We start from the raw sequence: 18,161 nt of genomic DNA, 5'->3' as shown, positions 1-18,161 counted from the left end.
AGGGCGACCGGTTCGTGCGGCCCGGGGCGACCACCGCGAAGAGGCGGCCGGCGAGGCCCGTCGAGGAGCCCCGGCGGCCGACGCGTCGCGTTGCCCGTGGTCAGGGCGCGCCAGGTGCCGCCCTCCGGCTGCGCGGCGTCGACCGGCCGCGCCGTGTGTACGGATCGCCACGCCGGCCCCTTCCCCGACTGGCCACGGCAGGCAACTGGGCCGGAGCGCGACGCCTCGAATCCTGTCCGGCCGCTGCCCCTACCCGATGCCGGCGCCCGGACCGCCACCTGACGCACCGCATGACCCGCTCCACCTCGTTCTCTCAGTGGCCCCCCGCCGTGGCGTCGGCCGGCAGGTGAGACGGGTAATCGGCCAGGACGGTTCATGACGGTGCCGCTTCCGTCCACCGGCCAGGTCTTTCGCGGCTCCGAGGAGAAGGCAAAACTGTGATCACCGGGGGCGGCCCCCCGGGAGACAGCGAGGTCGTGCCGGATATTCAACCTTGAGGAAGTAAACGTGATTATCGGCACGCTCAACACCTTGGCGTGACGCCCAGTCCAGTCGCTTCGCCGGACTTCGTCCGGCTCGGTCGATGCATCAGTAATGACGACACGTAGGTCATGAATAGCCGCCCTGACCTCGCACTTCCCGGTGGATCGAACTGCCGGTCGCGCCGACGGCGGAAATTCCCGATCTCAGGCCGGTCCCCTCCTTCATCCTTCCCGACCGGCAGTGCCTCTCCACGTACTCGGCGCCCTTTCCCGCTGGCGCTCTCGAATCCGAATCGGTGACGACATGACCCTTTCCATGGAATTCTTCATATCGGCTGACGCACTTGCCAGGCAGCTGGAATTCTGGAGAAGGAGCCTGGCCGGGTGGAACCACTTGAGTTCCCGACCGACCGGCCCCGGCCACTCAGCCATCCTGGTCTCACTGACGTGGTCGGCTTCAGCGTTCCCGCCACCACGGTGGAGGGCTTGCGGAAGCTCGCCTCGGAACAGGACGCCTCCGTGTTCGCGGCGGGCCTCGCGGGCCTCCAGGCGCTGCTCTCCCGTTGGTCGCGGCAGGACGACATCGCTGTCGGCGTCCCCATCGACGTGAGTGCGGGCGAGGTGTTCCCCAATGCCCTGGTGATGCGGGCGGACCTCTCCGCCGGTCCGTCCTTCTCCGCTCTCCTCGATCAGGTCCACGCTACGGCCCTGGCCGCCCACGAGCATCAGGACCTGCCGTTCGGACGGATCGTGGAGGAGATCGCCCCCGGAAGCGACCTCTCCCGCAACCCCCTTTTCCAGGTCATGTTCGAACTGTGCGAGGACGGGCGGCGCACGGTGCCGGCGGGAACGCCGGGGGTCGAGGCGTGCGACCTCTCGCTGGTCCTGAGGCCCTCCGAGGACGGCGGCCTCGCCGGCACGCTCGCCTACCCAGCGGACCTGCTCGACCGGGCAACAGTCGAGCGGCTCACCGGCCACTACGTCAATCTGCTGGCAGCGGCCGTCGCCGACCCCGCCCGGCCGGTCGGCCGGCTCGACATCCTCGACGCGTCAGAACGGCAGCGTCTCCTGGCCGGCTTCAACGACACCACCGTGCCGTACCAGGACAACACCACCGTCCACGCGCTCTTCGAGCGGCAGGCTGCCCACACCCCGGACGCCCCCGCCGTCGTGTTCGGCGCGGCGAAGCTGACGTATTCGGAGCTCAACGCCCGCGCCAACCAGCTGGCCCACCACCTGATCGACCGGGGCGTCGCCGCGGGCGACCTCGTCACGGTGTGCGTGGACCGCGGCATCGACATGATCGTCGCGCTGCTCGCCGTACTGAAGGCCGGTGGTGCGTACGTCCCTCTCGACCCGGACTATCCGGCCGGCCGCATCGAGTTCATGCTCACGGACACCCGGGCGCCGCTCGTCATCACGCAGTCCCACCTCGTCGACCGGCTCCCGGCCACGGCCCCGCAGATCCGTATCGACACCGACTGGGACACGGGCATCGGCACCCGGCCCGACACCGATCCGGAACCGCAGGGCGGACCCCACGACCTCGCGTACATCATCTACACCTCCGGTTCCACCGGCACGCCCAAGGGCGTGATGGTGCAGCACCAGGCGATCTGCCGGCTGATCGACAACAACTGGTTCGCGGACATCGCCCCCGACGACGTCGTCGCCCAGACCTGCAACTTCTGTTTCGATGTGTTCACTTGGGAGTGCTGGGGCGCCCTCACCTCCGGCGCCTCGCTCGCGATCGTTCCCAAGGCCGCGCTCGTCGACACCGCGCTCCTCACCACGACCCTCCGTGCGCACGGCGTCACCACGATGTGGCTGACGGCACCCCTCTTCAACCACCACGTGTCGGAGTGTCCCGATCTGGTCGCCGGGATGAAGACGGTGATGTACGGGGGTGACGCGGTCGAGCGGTCGGTCGCGGACGGCCTCCTGGCCGGCCCGCACGCGCCGCGGAATCTGGTCAACGGTTACGGCCCGACGGAGGCGGCGGTCTTCGCGACCTGCTACGTCGTCGACCCGGACGGCCCGCAGATCACTTCCATGCCCATCGGACGCCCGATCGCCAACACCGACGCGTTCGTGATGGACCGCTTCGGCGGCCTCGCGCCGATCGGCGTCCCCGGCGAGCTGTGGATCGGCGGCCCCGGCGTCGCCCGCGGCTACTGGAACCAGCCGGACCTCACCGCCGACCGCTTCGTCGCCCACCCTTTCGCCCCGGAGACCGGTCAGAAGGTCTACCGCACCGGTGATCTGGTGCGCTGGCTGCCCGACGGCAACATCGAGTTCCTCGGCCGCATCGACCAGCAGGTCAAGATCCGTGGTCTGCGCATCGAACTCGGCGAGATCGAGTCGGCGCTCGCCACCCACGAGGACGTCGCCAACGTCACCGTCGTGGTCCGCGAGGACAGCCCCGGCGACAAGCGCCTCGTCGCCTACTGCGTGCCCGCCGCCGGCCGCGTGCTGACCGTCGGGGGGCTGCGGGAGCGGCTGCGGGCGAGCCTGCCGGACTACATGGTCCCCAACTGGTTCGTCTTCCTCGACGTGTTGCCGCTCACCCCGAATGGCAAGGTCGACCGCCGGGCGCTGCCGGCCCCCGGTACAACCCGTGAGGACGGCGGCTTCACCACCCCACGCACGGAGAACGAGCGGATCGTCGCCGACATCTGGTGCGAGGTCCTCGGCTTCGACCGGATCAGCGTCCACGACGACTTCTACCAGCTCGGCGGGCACTCCCTGCACGCGTTCCAGATCGTCTCGCGGGTCGCGAAGCGGCTCGACGTGGAGGTGACGGTCCGTGACATCTTCAACGCCCCGACGGTCGCGCGGCTCACTGAGGTCCTCCTCAGCGGCGACGCCGGCCTCGCCGTACCGCTCCTCCCGCGCCCGACCGGAACGGACGGCACCGACGGTACGGCCTCACTCCCGCTGTCGTTCGCCCAGCGGCGCCTGTGGTTCCTGGACCAGCTGGAGCCGGGCAGCGCCGAGTACGTCATCCCGTTCGGCTTCCGGGTCGACGGCGCCCTGGACCCGGCCGCACTGGAGGCCGCGTTCTCCGGCCTCGTCGCCCGCCACGAGGTGCTGCGCACCCGCTTCGTGGCCGACGTGCAGGGCGAGCCGTTCCAGGTCGTCGACGCCCCCTGGCCGGTCACGATCGAGCTGACGGACCTGTCCGGCACGCAGGAGGCGGAGACCCGGGCCCGGAAGGTCCTCGACGCGAAGGCGAGCGAGCCGTTCGACCTCGCCGCCGGCCCGCTGCTGCGCGTCACCGTCGTCCGGCTCGCGCAGGACGAGCACCTGCTTCTGGTCGCCGTCCACCACATCGTCGCCGATGGCTGGTCCGTCTCCGTCCTCACCGACGAACTGCGCGAGCTGTATGCCGCGGCCCTCCAGCACCGCGCGCCGGACCTTGCTGAACTCCCAGTTCAGTACGCGGACTTCGCGCTCTGGCAGCACCAGTGGCTCACCCCTGAGCGGGAGCGGGGCCAGCTCGGCTACTGGCGAAAGAACCTCGCCGGCGTCGAACCGCTGGAACTCCCCACCGACCGGCCGCGCCCGCCGGTGCGCTCCGGCGCGGGCGACTCGCTCACCTTCACCATCGGCGCCGACCTGGCCCAGGGCCTCCAGAAGCTCGCCGCCGAGCGGAACGCCTCCCTCTTCATGGCAGGCCTGGCCGCCTTCCAGGTCCTGCTGTCACGCTGGTCGCGGCAGGACGACATCGCCGTGGGCACGCCGGTCGCCGGCCGCAACCGCGCCGAGGTCGAGGATCTGGTCGGGTTCTTCGTGAACACCCTGGTCATGCGGGCCGACCTCACCGCCAACCCCACCTTCACCGACCTCCTCGCCCAGGTCCGCGAGACCGCCCTCGGCGCCTACGCCCACCAGGACCTGCCCTTCGAGCGCATCGTCGAAGACCTCGCCCCCGAGCGTGATCTCTCCCGTAACGCGCTGTTCCAGGTCATGTTCGCCCTCCAGAACGTGCCCGACAGCACCTGGACCCTCCCCGGCCTCACCCTCGACGCGATCGACGTCACCAACCACGCCTCGAAGTTCGACCTGACGCTGTTCCTCACCGAGCAGGCCGACGGCCGCCTCGAAGCCGAACTCGTCTACTCCACCGAGTTGTTCGACCGGGCAACGGTCGAGCGCCTGGCCAGCCACTACGTGCGCCTGCTCAACTCCGTGCTCGCTCACCCTGGATGCCCGGTCGGCCGGCTGGACGTCCTCTCCGCGAGCGAGCGGGCCGAGCTGCTCGCCGGCACTGAGACAGTGTCGTACGAGGGCGGGGAAACCCTCCAGGCCCTGGTAGAGGAGCAGGTCGCCCGCACCCCGGACGCTCCCGCCGTCGCGTTCGGCGCCGAGCAGCTGTCGTACGCACAGCTCAACGGCCGCGCCAACCAGCTGGCCCACCACCTCACCGACCGGGGCATCGGCACGGGCGACCTCGTCACCGTGTGCGCCGACCGCGGCAGCGACATGATCGTCGCGCTGCTCGCCGTGCTGAAGGCCGGCGCCGCCTACGTGCCGGTGGACCCCGACTACCCCACCGCCCGCGTCGAGTTCATGCTCTCCGACAGCCGGTCACCGCTGGTCATCACCCAGTCCCATCTGGTCGACCGGCTCCCGGGCAGCGCCCCGCGTGTCCTCCTCGATGCCGACTGGGACACGGAGATCGCCCCCCGCCCCACATCCGACCCGGCGCCGTCCTCCGGGCCCCAGGACCTGGCGTATCTGATCTATACCTCCGGGTCCACCGGCACCCCCAAGGGCGTCATGATCCGCCACCAGGGCGTGGTGAACTACCTGCGCTTCCTCACCGGCACGGTCCTCGACGGCCGGAACCCGGGTACGTTGCTGCAGACCGTCTCCATCTCCTACGACGCCTCGGTACGGGAGATCTTCGGCGGCCTCGTCTCCGGCGCTCTGCTGCGAATCATGCCGACCGGCGCCATGGCCGACCCCCGCACCTATCTGGAGACGGCACGCGCCGAGGGCGTACGGAACATCCTCAGCTGCGTGCCCAGCGCCTACCAGGCCCTGGTGCGCACCGGCGCCGAGTGCGGGATCGACCTCGACTTCGGCACAGTGCTGCTCAGTGGTGAGAGCCCCACGCTGCTCGCCGGCGAACAGGCGCTCGTCCACGCGTCGGCCGCGGAGGTGGTGAACCACTACGGGCCGACTGAGACCACGATGACCGCGGTCTTCCACCGGCACCACCGGATCTGCGACGGCAACCTCGTGGGCCGGCCCATTCCGAACGTGCAGGCGCTGGTCATGGACCGGTTCGGCGGTCTCGCGCCGGTCGGCGTGCCGGGTGAGCTGTGGATCGGCGGCGCGGGCGTGGCCCGCGGCTACTGGAACCGGCCGGACCTCACCGACGAGCGTTTCGTGGCCCACCCGTTCGCGGACGCACCCGATGCGAAGGTGTACCGCACGGGCGATCTGGTGCGCCGGCTGCCTGACGGCGGCATCGAGTTCCTCGGCCGGACCGACCAGCAGGTGAAGATCCGCGGTCTGCGGATCGAGCTCGGTGAGATCGAGTCCGCGCTCACCGCCCACGAGGACGTCGCCGCGGCCGTGGTGACCGTTCGTGAGGACACCCCCGGCGACAAACGGCTCGTCGGCTACTGCGTGCCCGCGGCCGATGCCGAGCCGACCGCCGCCGGCATGCGGGAGCATCTGCGGTCGATCCTGCCAGGCCACATGGTCCCCAACTGGTTCGTGCCGCTCGACGCGCTGCCGCTCACCCCGAACGGCAAGATCGACCGCAAGGCACTGCCGCAGCCGGAGGGTGACCGCCCGGACACGGGCACCGAGTACGTCGGGCCGCGCAACCGAACCGAGCGGATCGTCGCCGACATCTGGTGCGAGGTTCTGGGGCTCGATCGCGTCGGCGTGCACGACAACTTCTTCCACATCGGCGGGCACTCGCTGCACGCGATCCGGACGATCCTGCGGCTGACCAAGAAGCTGGACGTCGAGCTGACCGTCCGTGACATGTTCCTCGCCCCGACCGTCGCGGACGTGGCGGCCGCGGTCACCGCGGCTGCCACGCCGAAGGCCGACCTGCTGGTGCTGCCGCGCCCGGCCGGCACCACCGAGCTGCCGCTGTCCTTCGCTCAGCGCCGGATGTGGTTCCTCGACCGGCTGGAGCCGGGCAGCACCGAGTACGTGATCCCGTTCGGTTTCGAGGTCGAGGGCGCCCTGGACCTAGCGGCCCTGGAGACCGCGCTGTCGGGTCTGGTCGCCCGGCACGAGGTGCTGCGCACCCGCTTCGTCACGGGCCAGGGCGGCGAGCCCGGCCAGGTCGTCGACGCGCCCTGGCCGGTCACGGTTGAGCTCACGGACCGGTCCGACGCACCCGACCCGGAGGCCGAGGCCCGGAAGGTCCTCGACGCGAAAGTGAGCAAGCCGTTCGATCTCACCGGCGGCCGGCTGCTCCGTGCCGGCGCGGTCCGGCTGGCCGATGACCGCTATCTGTTGATGGTGGCGGTTCACCACATTGTCGCCGATGGCTGGTCCGTCTCCGTCCTCACCGACGAACTGCGCGAGCTGTATGCCGCGGCCCTCCAGCACCGTGCGCCGGACCTTGCTGAACTCCCAGTTCAGTACGCGGACTTCGCGCTCTGGCAGCACCAGTGGCTCACCCCTGAGCGGGAGCGGGGCCAGCTCGGCTACTGGCGGGAGAACCTCGCCGGCGTCGAACCGCTGGAACTCCCCACCGACCGGCCGCGCCCGCTGGTCCGCTCGGGTGCCGGTGACTCCCTCACCTTCGGCGTCCCGGCGGCCGCGGCGGAGGGCCTGCGCGCGCTCGCCACCCGGCAGAACGCCACCCTCTTCATGGCGGGCCTGGCCGCCTTCCAGGTCCTGCTGTCACGCTGGTCGCGGCAGGACGACATCACCGTCGGCACCCCCATCGCCGGCCGCAACCGCGCCGAGGTCGAGGATCTGGTCGGGTTCTTCGTGAACACCCTGGTCATGCGGGCCGACCTCACCGCCAACCCCACCTTCACCGACCTCCTCGCCCAGGTCCGCGAGACCGCCCTCGGCGCCTACGCCCACCAGGACCTGCCCTTCGAGCGCATCGTCGAAGACCTCGCCCCAGAACGTGACCTCTCCCGTAACGCCCTCTTCCAGGTCATGTTCGAGCTGCGCGAGACCACCCTGGGCACGACGGACTTCGTCACCGGCACGACGCGCTGGATCTCGGGCGAGACGCTGGTCTCGACGGCCGCCAAGTTCGACCTGTCGCTGACTCTGACGCCCGCCGCGGACGGCGGCTTCACCGGCGAACTCACTTACTCCACCGAACTGTTCGACCGCGCCACGGCCCGTCGTCTCGCCGAGCACTACACGCGGCTGCTCGACTCGGCGGTCGCCGCCCCGGCCACCCCCGTCGGGGAGCTGGACATCCTCACCACAGCGGAGCGGGACCGGCTGCGCTGCACTCTCAACGACACCGCCGTCCCGTACGAGGACGAGGTTCCCGTCCACCGCCTCTTCGAGCGGCAGGCGGCCCGGACCCCCGACGCGGTGGCCATCGTCTGCGAGGGCGCGCAGGTCACCTACGGGGAGCTGAACGTCCGCGCCAACCGGCTCGCCCACCACCTCATCGGCCGGGGCGTCACGGCCGACGACCTCGTCACGGTGTGCGTCGACCGCGGCCCGGACATGATCGTGGCCCTGCTCGGGGTACTGAAGGCCGGCGGCGCCTACGTGCCGGTGGACCCGGACTATCCGGCCGCCCGCCTGGAGTTCATGCTCACGGACACCCAGGCACCGCTGGTCGTCACCCAGTCCCACCTGGCCGACCGGCTCCCAGGCAACGCCCCGCAGGTTCTCGTCGACGGCGACTGGGACCCCATGACCGCCGACTGCCCCGCGACCGACCCGGCGCCGCGCTCCGGCCCCGACGACCTGGCGTACCTGATCTACACCTCCGGATCGACCGGCACCCCCAAGGGCGTCATGATCCAGCACCGGTCGATGAGCAACCGGCTCCAGGAGATGCGCAGCCGGTACGGGATCACGGCCGAGGACCGGGTGCTGCAGTTCGCCTCGGTGACCTTCGACGCGGCGGCGGAGCAGATCTTCCCGGCCCTGATCTCCGGCGCACGGCTGGTCATGCGGGGTACGGAGAAGTGGAGCCCCACCTCCCTCAACGGCACGATCGACGCCGAGGGCGTCACGGTCGGTGAGCTGACCCCCGCGCTGTGGGAGCAGGTCGTGCCGCACCTGAGCGGCCGACGCGCCTTGTCCCCGTCCTTCCGGCTGCTGGTTTTGGGCGGCGAGCAGGTGCCGGCCGCAGCGGTCCGGGACTGGTTCCAGCACACCTCCGTGCCGATCTACAACACGTACGGCCCCACGGAGACGACGATCACCGCCACGTCGAGCCTGATCACCAAGCCGCGTGAGGTCATCCTCATCGGCACGCCGATCGCGAACACCGAGGTGTTCGTGATGGACCGGTTCGGCGGTCTCGCGCCGGTCGGCGTGCCGGGTGAGCTGTGGATCGGCGGCGCGGGCGTGGCCCGCGGCTACTGGAACCGGCCGGACCTCACCGACGAGCGTTTCGTGGCCCACCCGTTCGCGGACGCACCCGACGCGAAGGTGTACCGCACGGGCGATCTGGTCCGCTGGCTGCCGGAGGGGAACATGGAGTTCCTCGGCCGCATCGACCAGCAGGTGAAGATCCGCGGTCTGCGGATCGAGCTCGGTGAGATCGAGGCCGCGCTCACCGCCCACGAGGACGTCGCCGCGGCCGTGGTGACCGTTCGTGAGGACACCCCCGGCGACAAACGGCTCGTCGGCTACTGCGTGCCCGCCGCCGGCCGCGTACTCACCGCCGCCGACCTGCGGGCCCGGCTCCGCGCGAGCCTGCCGGACTACATGGTCCCGAACGGGTTCGTGTTGCTCGACGCGCTGCCGCTCACCCCGAACGGCAAGATCGACCGCAGGGCGCTACCCCAGCCGGACGGCGACCGCCCCGACACGGACACCGACTACGTGGCCCCCCGCACCGAGGTGGAACGCGTCATCGCCGGTATCTGGAGCGAGGTCCTGGGGCTCGACCGGATCGGCGTGCACGACAACTTCTTCCACATCGGCGGGCACTCGCTCCTCGCCACCCGAGTGATCAACCAGATCGACCTGCTCACCGGCCTTGAGGTCAGCCTCCGGCAGTTCTTCCTCGCGCCGACCGTCGCGGACCTCAGCGCGCACGTCCTCGAACTGCTCGCCCTCGAAGACGCCGAGAGCGCCAAAGACGCCGAAGACGGCACCGGCTCCGCCACCCCGACTTCTCTCTGATCAGGTAAGGAAAGAACCCGATGACTATCGCTGCAGGCAACAGCCTTGAGTCGCGACTCCTCGCCCGCATGAGCAAGCGCACGGCGGACGACCGCATCAAGCGCGTCGACAGCCCGAACGGCAAGCCGCTGTCGTTCGCCCAGCGGCGCCTGTGGTTCCTCGACCAGATGGAGCCGGGAAGCGCCGAGTACGTGATCCCCTTCGGCTTCGCGCTTAAGGGCGCCCTGGACCTGGCCGCACTGGAGGCCGCGTTCTCCGGCCTCGTCGCCCGCCACGAGGTGCTGCGCACCCGCTTCGTCACCGGCGAGGACGGCGAACCCGTCCAGGTCGTCGAGGGTCCCTGGCCCGTATCGGTCGAACTCACGGACCTGTCCGGCACCCAGGACCCGGAGGCCGAGGCGCGGAAGGTGGTCGACGCGAGGACGGCCGAGCCGTTCGACCTGACCGGTGGCCGCCTACTCCGTGTCGGCGCGGTCCGGCTGGCCGATGACCGTTATCTGTTGATGGTGGCGGTTCACCACATTGTCGCGGATGGCTGGTCCGTCTCCGTCCTCACCGACGAACTGCGCGAGTTGTATGCCGCGGCGCTCGACCACCGCACCCCTGAGCTGGCCGAGCTTCCCGTTCAGTACGGGGACTTCGCGCTCTGGCAGCACCAGTGGCTTACCCCGGAGCGCGAGGAGCGTCAGCTGGCCTACTGGCGGAAGAACCTCGTCGGCGTCGAGCCGCTCGAACTTCCCACCGACCGGCCGCGTCCACTGCACCGCTCCAGCGCGGGTGACGCCGTCACCTTCACGATCGACGCCGGCACCGTCCAGGGCCTGCGGAACGTCGCTTCCGCTCAGGGCGCCTCGCTCTTCATGGCGGGCCTGGCCGCCTTCCAGGTGCTGCTGTCGCGCTGGTCGCGGCAGGACGACATCGCCGTCGGCACCCCGATCGCCGGCCGTAACCGCGCCGAGGTGGAGGACTTGGTCGGGTTCTTCGTGAACACCTTGGTCATGCGGGCCGACCTCGCGGCCAACCCCACCTTCACGGAGTTGCTCGGCCAGGTCCGTGAGACCGCCCTCGGCGCCTACGCCCACCAGGACCTGCCCTTCGAGCGCATCGTGGAGGACCTCGCTCCCGAGCGTGATCTCTCCCGTAACGCGCTGTTCCAGGTCATGTTCGCCCTCCAGAACGTGCCCGACAGCACCTGGACCCTCCCCGGCCTCACCCTCGACACCATCGAAGTCGCCACGCACGCCTCGAAGTTCGACCTGACGCTGTTCCTCACCGAGCAGGCCGAAGGCACCCTGGAAGCGGAGATCGTCTACTCCACGGAGCTGTTCGACCGGGCAACGGTCGAGCGGCTGGCCGGGAACTACGTCAACCTGCTGGCCGCCGCCGTCACGGCCCCGTCGACGCCGGTCGGCGAGCTGGACGTCCTCTCGGCCGCGGATCGCGAACAGCTCCTCGTCGCCTTCAACGACACCACCGTCCCTTACCGGGACGACATCACCGTCCACGCGCTCTTCGAGGAGCAGGCCGCCCGCACTCCGGACGCTCCCGCCGTGACGTCCGAGGCCGAGAGCCTGTCGTACGCGCAGCTCAATGCCCGCGCCAACCAGCTGGCCCACCACCTCGCCGACCGGGGCATCACCGCCGGCGACCTCGTCGCCGTGTGCGTCGACCGCGGCACCGACATGATCGTCGCCCTGCTCGCCGTACTGAAGGCGGGTGGTGCGTACGTCCCGCTCGACCCGGACTACCCGGCCGCCCGTCTGGAGTTCATGCTCACGGATACCCGGGCACCCCTGGTCGTCACCCGGTCCCACCTCGCTGACCGGCTTCCCGTCGGCGTCCCGCAGGTGCTACTGGACACCGACCGGGAGCTCGTCGCGGCCCGGCCCACGACCGACCCGGCCCGGCTGGGCGGCCCGGACAGCCTCGCGTACATCATCTACACCTCCGGTTCCACCGGCACGCCCAAGGGCGTGATGGTCCAGCACCAGGCGATCTGCCGACTGATCGACAACAACTGGTTCGCGGAAATCACCCCCGACGACGTCGTCGCGCAAGCGGCGAACTTCTCCTTCGACGCCTTCACCCTGGAGTGCTGGGGCGCCCTGACCACCGGCGCCTCGCTCGCGGTCCTGTCCAAGGACATCGTGCTCGACCCCGAGCGGCTGAGGGCGCAGATCCGGTCCCGGTCGATCTCGACGATGTGGCTGACGGCCCCGCTGTTCAACCAGCACGTCACCGACTGCCCGGACCTGCTGGCCGGGATGAAAACGGTGATGTACGGGGGGGACGCGGTCGAGCGGTCGGTCGCGGACGGCCTCCTGGCCGGCCCGCACGCGCCGCGGAACCTCGTCAACGGCTACGGCCCGACCGAGACCACCGTCTTCGCGACCTGCTACGTCGTCGACCCGGACGACCCGCGGTCCACGTCCATGCCCATCGGACGCCCGATCGCCAACACCCAGGCCCTGGTCGTGGACCGCTTCGGCGGCCTCGCTCCGGTCGGTGTCCCCGGCGAGCTGTGGATCGGCGGCCCCGGCGTCGCCCAGGGCTACTGGAACCGGCCCGAGCTCACCGCCGACCGCTTCGTCGCCCACCCCTTCGATCAGGAGACCGGTCAGAAGGTCTACCGCACGGGCGATCTGGTCCGCTGGCTCCCGGACGGCAACATCGAGTTCCTCGGCCGCATCGACCAGCAGGTCAAGATCCGCGGTCTGCGGATCGAGCTCGGCGAGATCGAGTCCGCGCTCGCCGCGCTGGACGACGTCGCCAACGTCACCGTCGTGGTCCGCGAGGACAGCCCCGGCGACAAGCGCCTCGTCGCCTACTGCGTGCCTGTCGCCGGCACCGAGCCGACCACCGCCGACCTGCGGGCCCGGCTGCGCGCGAACCTGCCCGACCACATGATCCCGAACTGGTTCGTCTTCCTCGACGTGTTGCCGCTCACCCCGAACGGCAAGGTCGACCGCCGGGCGCTCCCGGTGCCGGACGCGGCCCGCGAGGCCGCCGACGGGGAAGTGACCGCGCCGCGCACCGAGGCCGAGCGGGTCGTGGCGGACATCTGGTGCGAGGTCCTGGGCCTCGGCCGGGTAGGAGTGCACGAGGACTTCTTCCAGCTGGGCGGGCACTCGCTGCTCGCCACCCGGCTGGTCTCCCGGATCAACAAGGCACTCGGCGCGGCCGTCACCGTCCGGCAGCTCTTCGAGGCGCGCACGGTCGCCGCGCTGGCCGCCGAGGCCGAGTCGGCGGCGCAGCAGGAGAGCGCGATCACGAGCCGTCCAGATGGCACGGCCGTGGTGCCGCTGTCGTTCGCCCAGCGGCGCCTGTGGTTCCTGGACCAGCTGGAGCCGGGAAGCGCCGAGTACGTGATCCCCTTCGGCTTCGCGCTTGAGGGCGCTCTCGACCTGGCTGCCCTGGAGGCAGCGTTCTCGGGTCTGGTGGCCCGGCATGAGGTGCTGCGGACCCGGTTCGCGACGGGTGCCGACGAGGAGCCGGTGCAGGTCGTCGGTGAGCCGTGGGAGGTGCGGAGCGAGCTGGTCGACCTGCGGCACATCACGGACCTGGCGGAGCGCGAGACCCTGGCCCGGGTCACCCTGGACAGCAAGGCGTGCGTGCCCTTCGACCTCACGGCAGGCCGCCTGCTGCGGGTCACGGTCGTCCGGCTGGCCGATGACCGTTATCTGTTGATGGTGGCGGTTCATCACATTGTCGCGGATGGCTGGTCCGTCTCCGTCCTCACCGACGAACTGCGCGAGTTGTATGCCGCGGCGCTCGACCACCGCACCCCTGAGCTGGCCGAGCTTCCCGTTCAGTACGGGGACTTCGCGCTCTGGCAGCACCAGTGGCTTACCCCGGAGCGTGAGGAGCGTCAGCTGGCCTACTGGCGGAAGAACCTCGTCGGCGTCGAGCCGCTCGAACTTCCCACCGACCGGCCGCGTCCACTGCACCGCTCCAGCGCGGGTGACGCCGTCACCTTCACGATCGACGCCGGCACCGTCCAGGGCCTGCGGAACGTCGCTTCCGCTCAGGGCGCCTCGCTCTTCATGGCGGGCCTGGCCGCCTTCCAGGTGCTGCTGTCGCGCTGGTCGCGGCAGGACGACATCGCCGTCGGCACGCCGATCGCCGGCCGTAACCGCGCCGAGGTGGAGGACTTGGTCGGGTTCTTCGTGAACACCTTGGTCATGCGGGCCGACCTCGCGGCCAACCCCACCTTCACGGAGTTGCTCGGCCAGGTCCGTGAGACCGCCCTCGGTGCCTACGCCCACCAGGACCTGCCCTTCGAGCGCATCGTGGAGGACCTCGCTCCCGAGCGTGATCTCTCCCGTAACGCGCTGTTCCAGGTCATGTTCGCCCTCCAGAACGTGCCCGACAGCACCTGGACCCTCCCCGGCCTCACCCTCGACACCATCGAGGTGCGGGGCGAGACGCCGAACTTCGATCTGGTCTGCCTGCTCAACGCCGACGAGGCCACCGGGGCCGTCGAGGGCCGCATCCTCTTCTCGCCGGAGCTGTTCGACCGGACGACGGTCGAGCGCCTCGCCGGGAACTACGTGAGCCTGCTGGCCGCCGCCGTCGCGGCCCCGTCGACGCCGGTCGGCGAGCTGGACGTGCTCACGGCCCGGGAACGGGAGAAGCTCCTCGTCGCCTTCAACGACACCACCGTGCCGTACCAGAACGACATCACCGTCCACGAGTTCTTCGAGCAGCAGGCCGCCCGCACCCCGGACGCCACCGCGCTCGTCTTCCAGGACGTCGAGCTGACCTACGGGGAGCTGAACGCCCGCGCCAACCAGCTCGCCCACCACCTGATGGAGCGGGGCGTCACCACCGAGGATCTGGTCGCGGTGTGCGTGGACCGTGGGCCGGACATGATCGTGGCCCTGCTCGGGGTGATGAAGGCCGGCGGCGCCTACGTGCCGGTGGACCCCGACTACCCCACCGCCCGCATCGAGTTCATGCTGTCCGACACCCGGGCGCCGCTCGTGATCACCCAGTCCCACCTGGCCGACCGGCTCCCCGCGGGCTCCCCGCAGATGCTCGTCGACACTGAGTGGGACACCCTGGTCGCGGCCCGTCCCACGACGAACCCGGAGCCGCGGAGCCACCCCGACAACCTCGCGTACATCATCTACACCTCCGGTTCGACCGGCACTCCCAAGGGCGTGATGGTCCAGCACCAGGGCGCGGTCAGTATGGCGAAGCACCTGCCGGGCCGGCTGCGGCTGGACGCCGGCAGCCGGGTGCTGCAGTTCGCGTCGCCGAGCTTCGACGCCTCGATGTACGAGGTGATCACCACCTGGGGTGCCGGCGCGGCCCTGGTGCTCGCCCCGCGTGAGGACCTGTTCCCCGGCAGACCGCTGGAGACGACAGCGGCCCGGCACGGGGTGACCGCGGTCACGATGTCGCCTTCGCTGCTGGCCGGGGTGTCCACCGAGGCGATGGAGAGCGTCCGGACGATCGTGGTGGCCGGCGAGGCCTGCCCGCCGGACGTGCTGGCCACCTGGTCGCCGGGGCGGGTGTTCGTCAACGCGTACGGGCCGAGCGAGGACACCGTGTGCAGCACCCTGTACGAGTACACCGAGGCCCGGGACCGGGTGCTGATCGGGGCGCCGATCGCGAACCACGAGGTGTTCGTGATGGACCGGTTCGGCGGCCTGGCGCCGGTCGGCGTGCCGGGTGAGCTGTGGATCGGCGGCGCGGGCGTGGCCCGCGGCTACTGGAACCGCCCCGAGCTGACCGCCGAGCGTTTCGTCACCCACCCCTTCGCCCCCGACACAGGTCAGAAGGTCTACCGCACGGGCGATCTGGTGCGCTGGCTGCCAGAGGGGAACCTGGAGTTTCTCGGCCGGATCGACCAGCAGGTCAAGCTGCGCGGTCTGCGGATCGAGCTCGGTGAGATCGAGTCGGCGCTCGCCGCCCACGAGGACGTCGCCGCGGCCGTGGTGATCGTCCGCGAGGACACCCCCGGCGACAAACGGCTCGTCGGCTACTGCGTGCCGTCCGCCGGCCGGGAGCTGACCGTGGCCGGCCTGCGGGCCCAGCTGCGGGCGAGCCTGCCGGACTACATGATCCCGAGCTGGTTCGTCTTCCTCGAAGGGCTGCCGTTCACCCCGAACGACAAGGTCGACCGCAAGGCGCTGCCGCGGCCGGAGGGCGACCGCCCGCACATGGACACCGAGTTCGTGGCCCCACGCACGGAGACCGAGCGGATCGTCGCCGACATCTGGAGCGAGGTCCTGGGTCTTGAGCAGGTCGGGGTGCACGACGACTTCTTCCAGCTCGGCGGGCACTCGCTGCGCGCCGTACGGCTGGCGACCCGGCTGCAGAACGCCGGCTACGCGATGTCGGTGCGGGCGGTGATGCAGTACCCGACGATCGCTGAGGCGGCGGACCTGCTGTCCCGGGCCGGGACAGCGTCCCGCTCCCTGGCCTTCGAGCTCGGCGGCGGCCGGCCGGACGACGCCACCGGGCGGAGTACCGGGGAGGCGGCGCGGAAGAACCTGTTCTGCGTCCATCCCAGCGGCGGCAGCGCGCACTGGTTCGCGCCGCTCGCCGGAGAGCTCGTCGGCGAGTACCGGACGTACGGCATCCAGGTGCCCGGCATGGAGCCGGACGAGGAGACCGTGCGGGGCGTGCCGGCGCTTGCGGCGCGTTACTGGGAGGAGATCCGGGCGATCCAGCCGGAGGGCCCGTACCACCTGCTCGGCTGGTCGCTGGGGGCCGTCATCGCCCACGAGATGGCCCGGCAGGCCCCGGCGGATACCGCGCAGGTCTATCTGGTGGAGCCGCCGATCGTCGAACCGCGGGTCAGGAAACGCCTGATGGGCTACGTGGCCGACTACCACCGGGCGGTCGCCCTCTGGGAGAAGGGCCGCGGACAGCAGGGCGCGGAGCGCGAGCGGACCGGGACGGCGCTGCGGCAGCTCGCCGGAACTCTGGAGGTGCCTGACGAGTCGGCGACGCTCGACGAATGGCTTCCGTACGCCACCCTCGGTGGGCTGCTGGAGTCGGTGGCGGCCTACGAGCCGCCGGTCTCGGCGGCCCCCTGCACGCTCGTCGTCAGCGACGACGTGCGGCTCAGCGGCGAGGGCTCGAACGCGAGCGACGGCAGCGCCGAGGAGTACACGGACCACTGGCGCGGCCTTTATCCGGGCGGGCTGCGGCAGACACACACACCGGGCACGCACATGGACATGATGACGGCTCAGGAGGCCGTGTCGGTCCTCGCCCGCGCGATCATCAGCAACTCGACCGAGTACGCGAGGTGGCAGGCATGAGCAGCACCGAGAAGACGACCGGCACGACCGCCGACACCGCGGCCGGCGTGCGGATTCCCACCTTCCAGGATGTGCGGGCGGCCGGGCGCCGGATCGCGCCCGTGATCCGCCGGACGCCGCTCTGGCGGGTGCCCGGCACCGCTGTGCTGCTCAAGCGGGAGGATCTGCAGAAGTCGGGCTCGTTCAAACTGCGTGGCGTGACCAACGCCTTCGCCGTCGCCGCGCCCACCCGGGTGGTGACCGCCTCCTCCGGGAACCACGGCAAGGCGGTGGCGATGCTGGCCCGCGCCCGGCGGGTCCCGGCGACGGTCGTGATGACCGCGCAGTCGGCGCCGGAGAAGGTGGAGCGGATCCGCGAACTGGGCGCCCGTGTACGGTTCGTGGAAGGCGGGGTCGCGGAGCGCAACCGCCTGGCGGAGGCTCTCGCCGCAGAGCAGGGCGCGACTCTGATCCCCTCTTCCGACCACGCCGACGTCATCGCGGGACAGGGCACCACGGGCCTGGAGATCGCCGCCGCGGCGCCGGGCGTCGAGGCGGTGTACGTGCCCGTCGGCGGCGGCGGACTGCTGGCCGGCATGTGCCTCGCGAAGCAGGCCTGGACGGTGTCCGGGGCGCGGGACCGGGCGCCGGCGGTGGTGGGCGTGGAGCCGGTCTCGGCCCCCCGCTACGCGCTCTCCGTGTCGACCGGCCGACCGGTGACCGTCCCGCCGTCCGCGTCCGTCGCCGACGGGCTGCGCGGTCAGACGCCGGGCCGGATCGCCCTCCCGGTCGTGGCCGCCGGAGCGGTCCGGCTCACGGTCGTCGACGACGACGAGATCGTCCGCGCCATGGCCCTGCTGCGCGGCCACGGGGTCGTGGCCGAGCCCAGCTCGGCGGCGGCGGTCGCTGCGGCGCTGCGCGGTGAGCACAAACGGGACGTCGTGGTGGTCCTCAGCGGCGGCAACATCTCCCGCGCGCGCTTCGACGAACTGCTCGCGCCCGTCGGCAGCGCCCGGGACGCCCTGGTCGCGCTGGCCGCACCCTGACGGCGGGGGCCGCCGCCCGCCCCCGCCCGTACCCCTTTTTTCGTCCATGTCGAAGGAGC

3 protein-coding genes are annotated in these 18,161 nt (G+C 70.9%); all 3 read left to right on the top strand.

All coding sequences use genetic code 11. From position 1 onward, the window contains the following. The first annotated feature begins 866 nt into the window (after positions 1-866). From ACFYMP_RS16895 to ACFYMP_RS16885, 3 genes are read left to right on the top strand one after another with little or no spacing between them, the layout of a single operon-like run. On the top strand, positions 867-9,800 hold the full coding sequence (locus tag ACFYMP_RS16895) for an amino acid adenylation domain-containing protein (protein WP_388857284.1): 8,934 nt from the start codon (positions 867-869) through the stop codon (positions 9,798-9,800). A 20-nt stretch (positions 9,801-9,820) separates the two neighbouring features. Next, entirely contained in the window at positions 9,821-17,077 is a 7,257-nt protein-coding gene (locus tag ACFYMP_RS16890; protein ID WP_388857281.1) for an amino acid adenylation domain-containing protein, read from the top strand. Further along, a complete protein-coding gene (locus tag ACFYMP_RS16885) occupies positions 17,074-18,102 on the top strand; it encodes a threonine/serine dehydratase (RefSeq protein WP_388857278.1) in 1,029 nt (342 codons plus the stop codon). Before ACFYMP_RS16890 ends, ACFYMP_RS16885 begins: the two co-directional genes overlap by 4 nt. Positions 18,103-18,161: the final 59 nt, after the last annotated feature.

Source organism: Streptomyces sp. NPDC007088, assembly GCF_042869355.1.
GTDB lineage: Bacteria > Actinomycetota > Actinomycetes > Streptomycetales > Streptomycetaceae > Streptomyces.
Note: the sequence above shows the minus strand (reverse complement) of the source record. Positions and strands in the feature narration are given on the sequence as shown.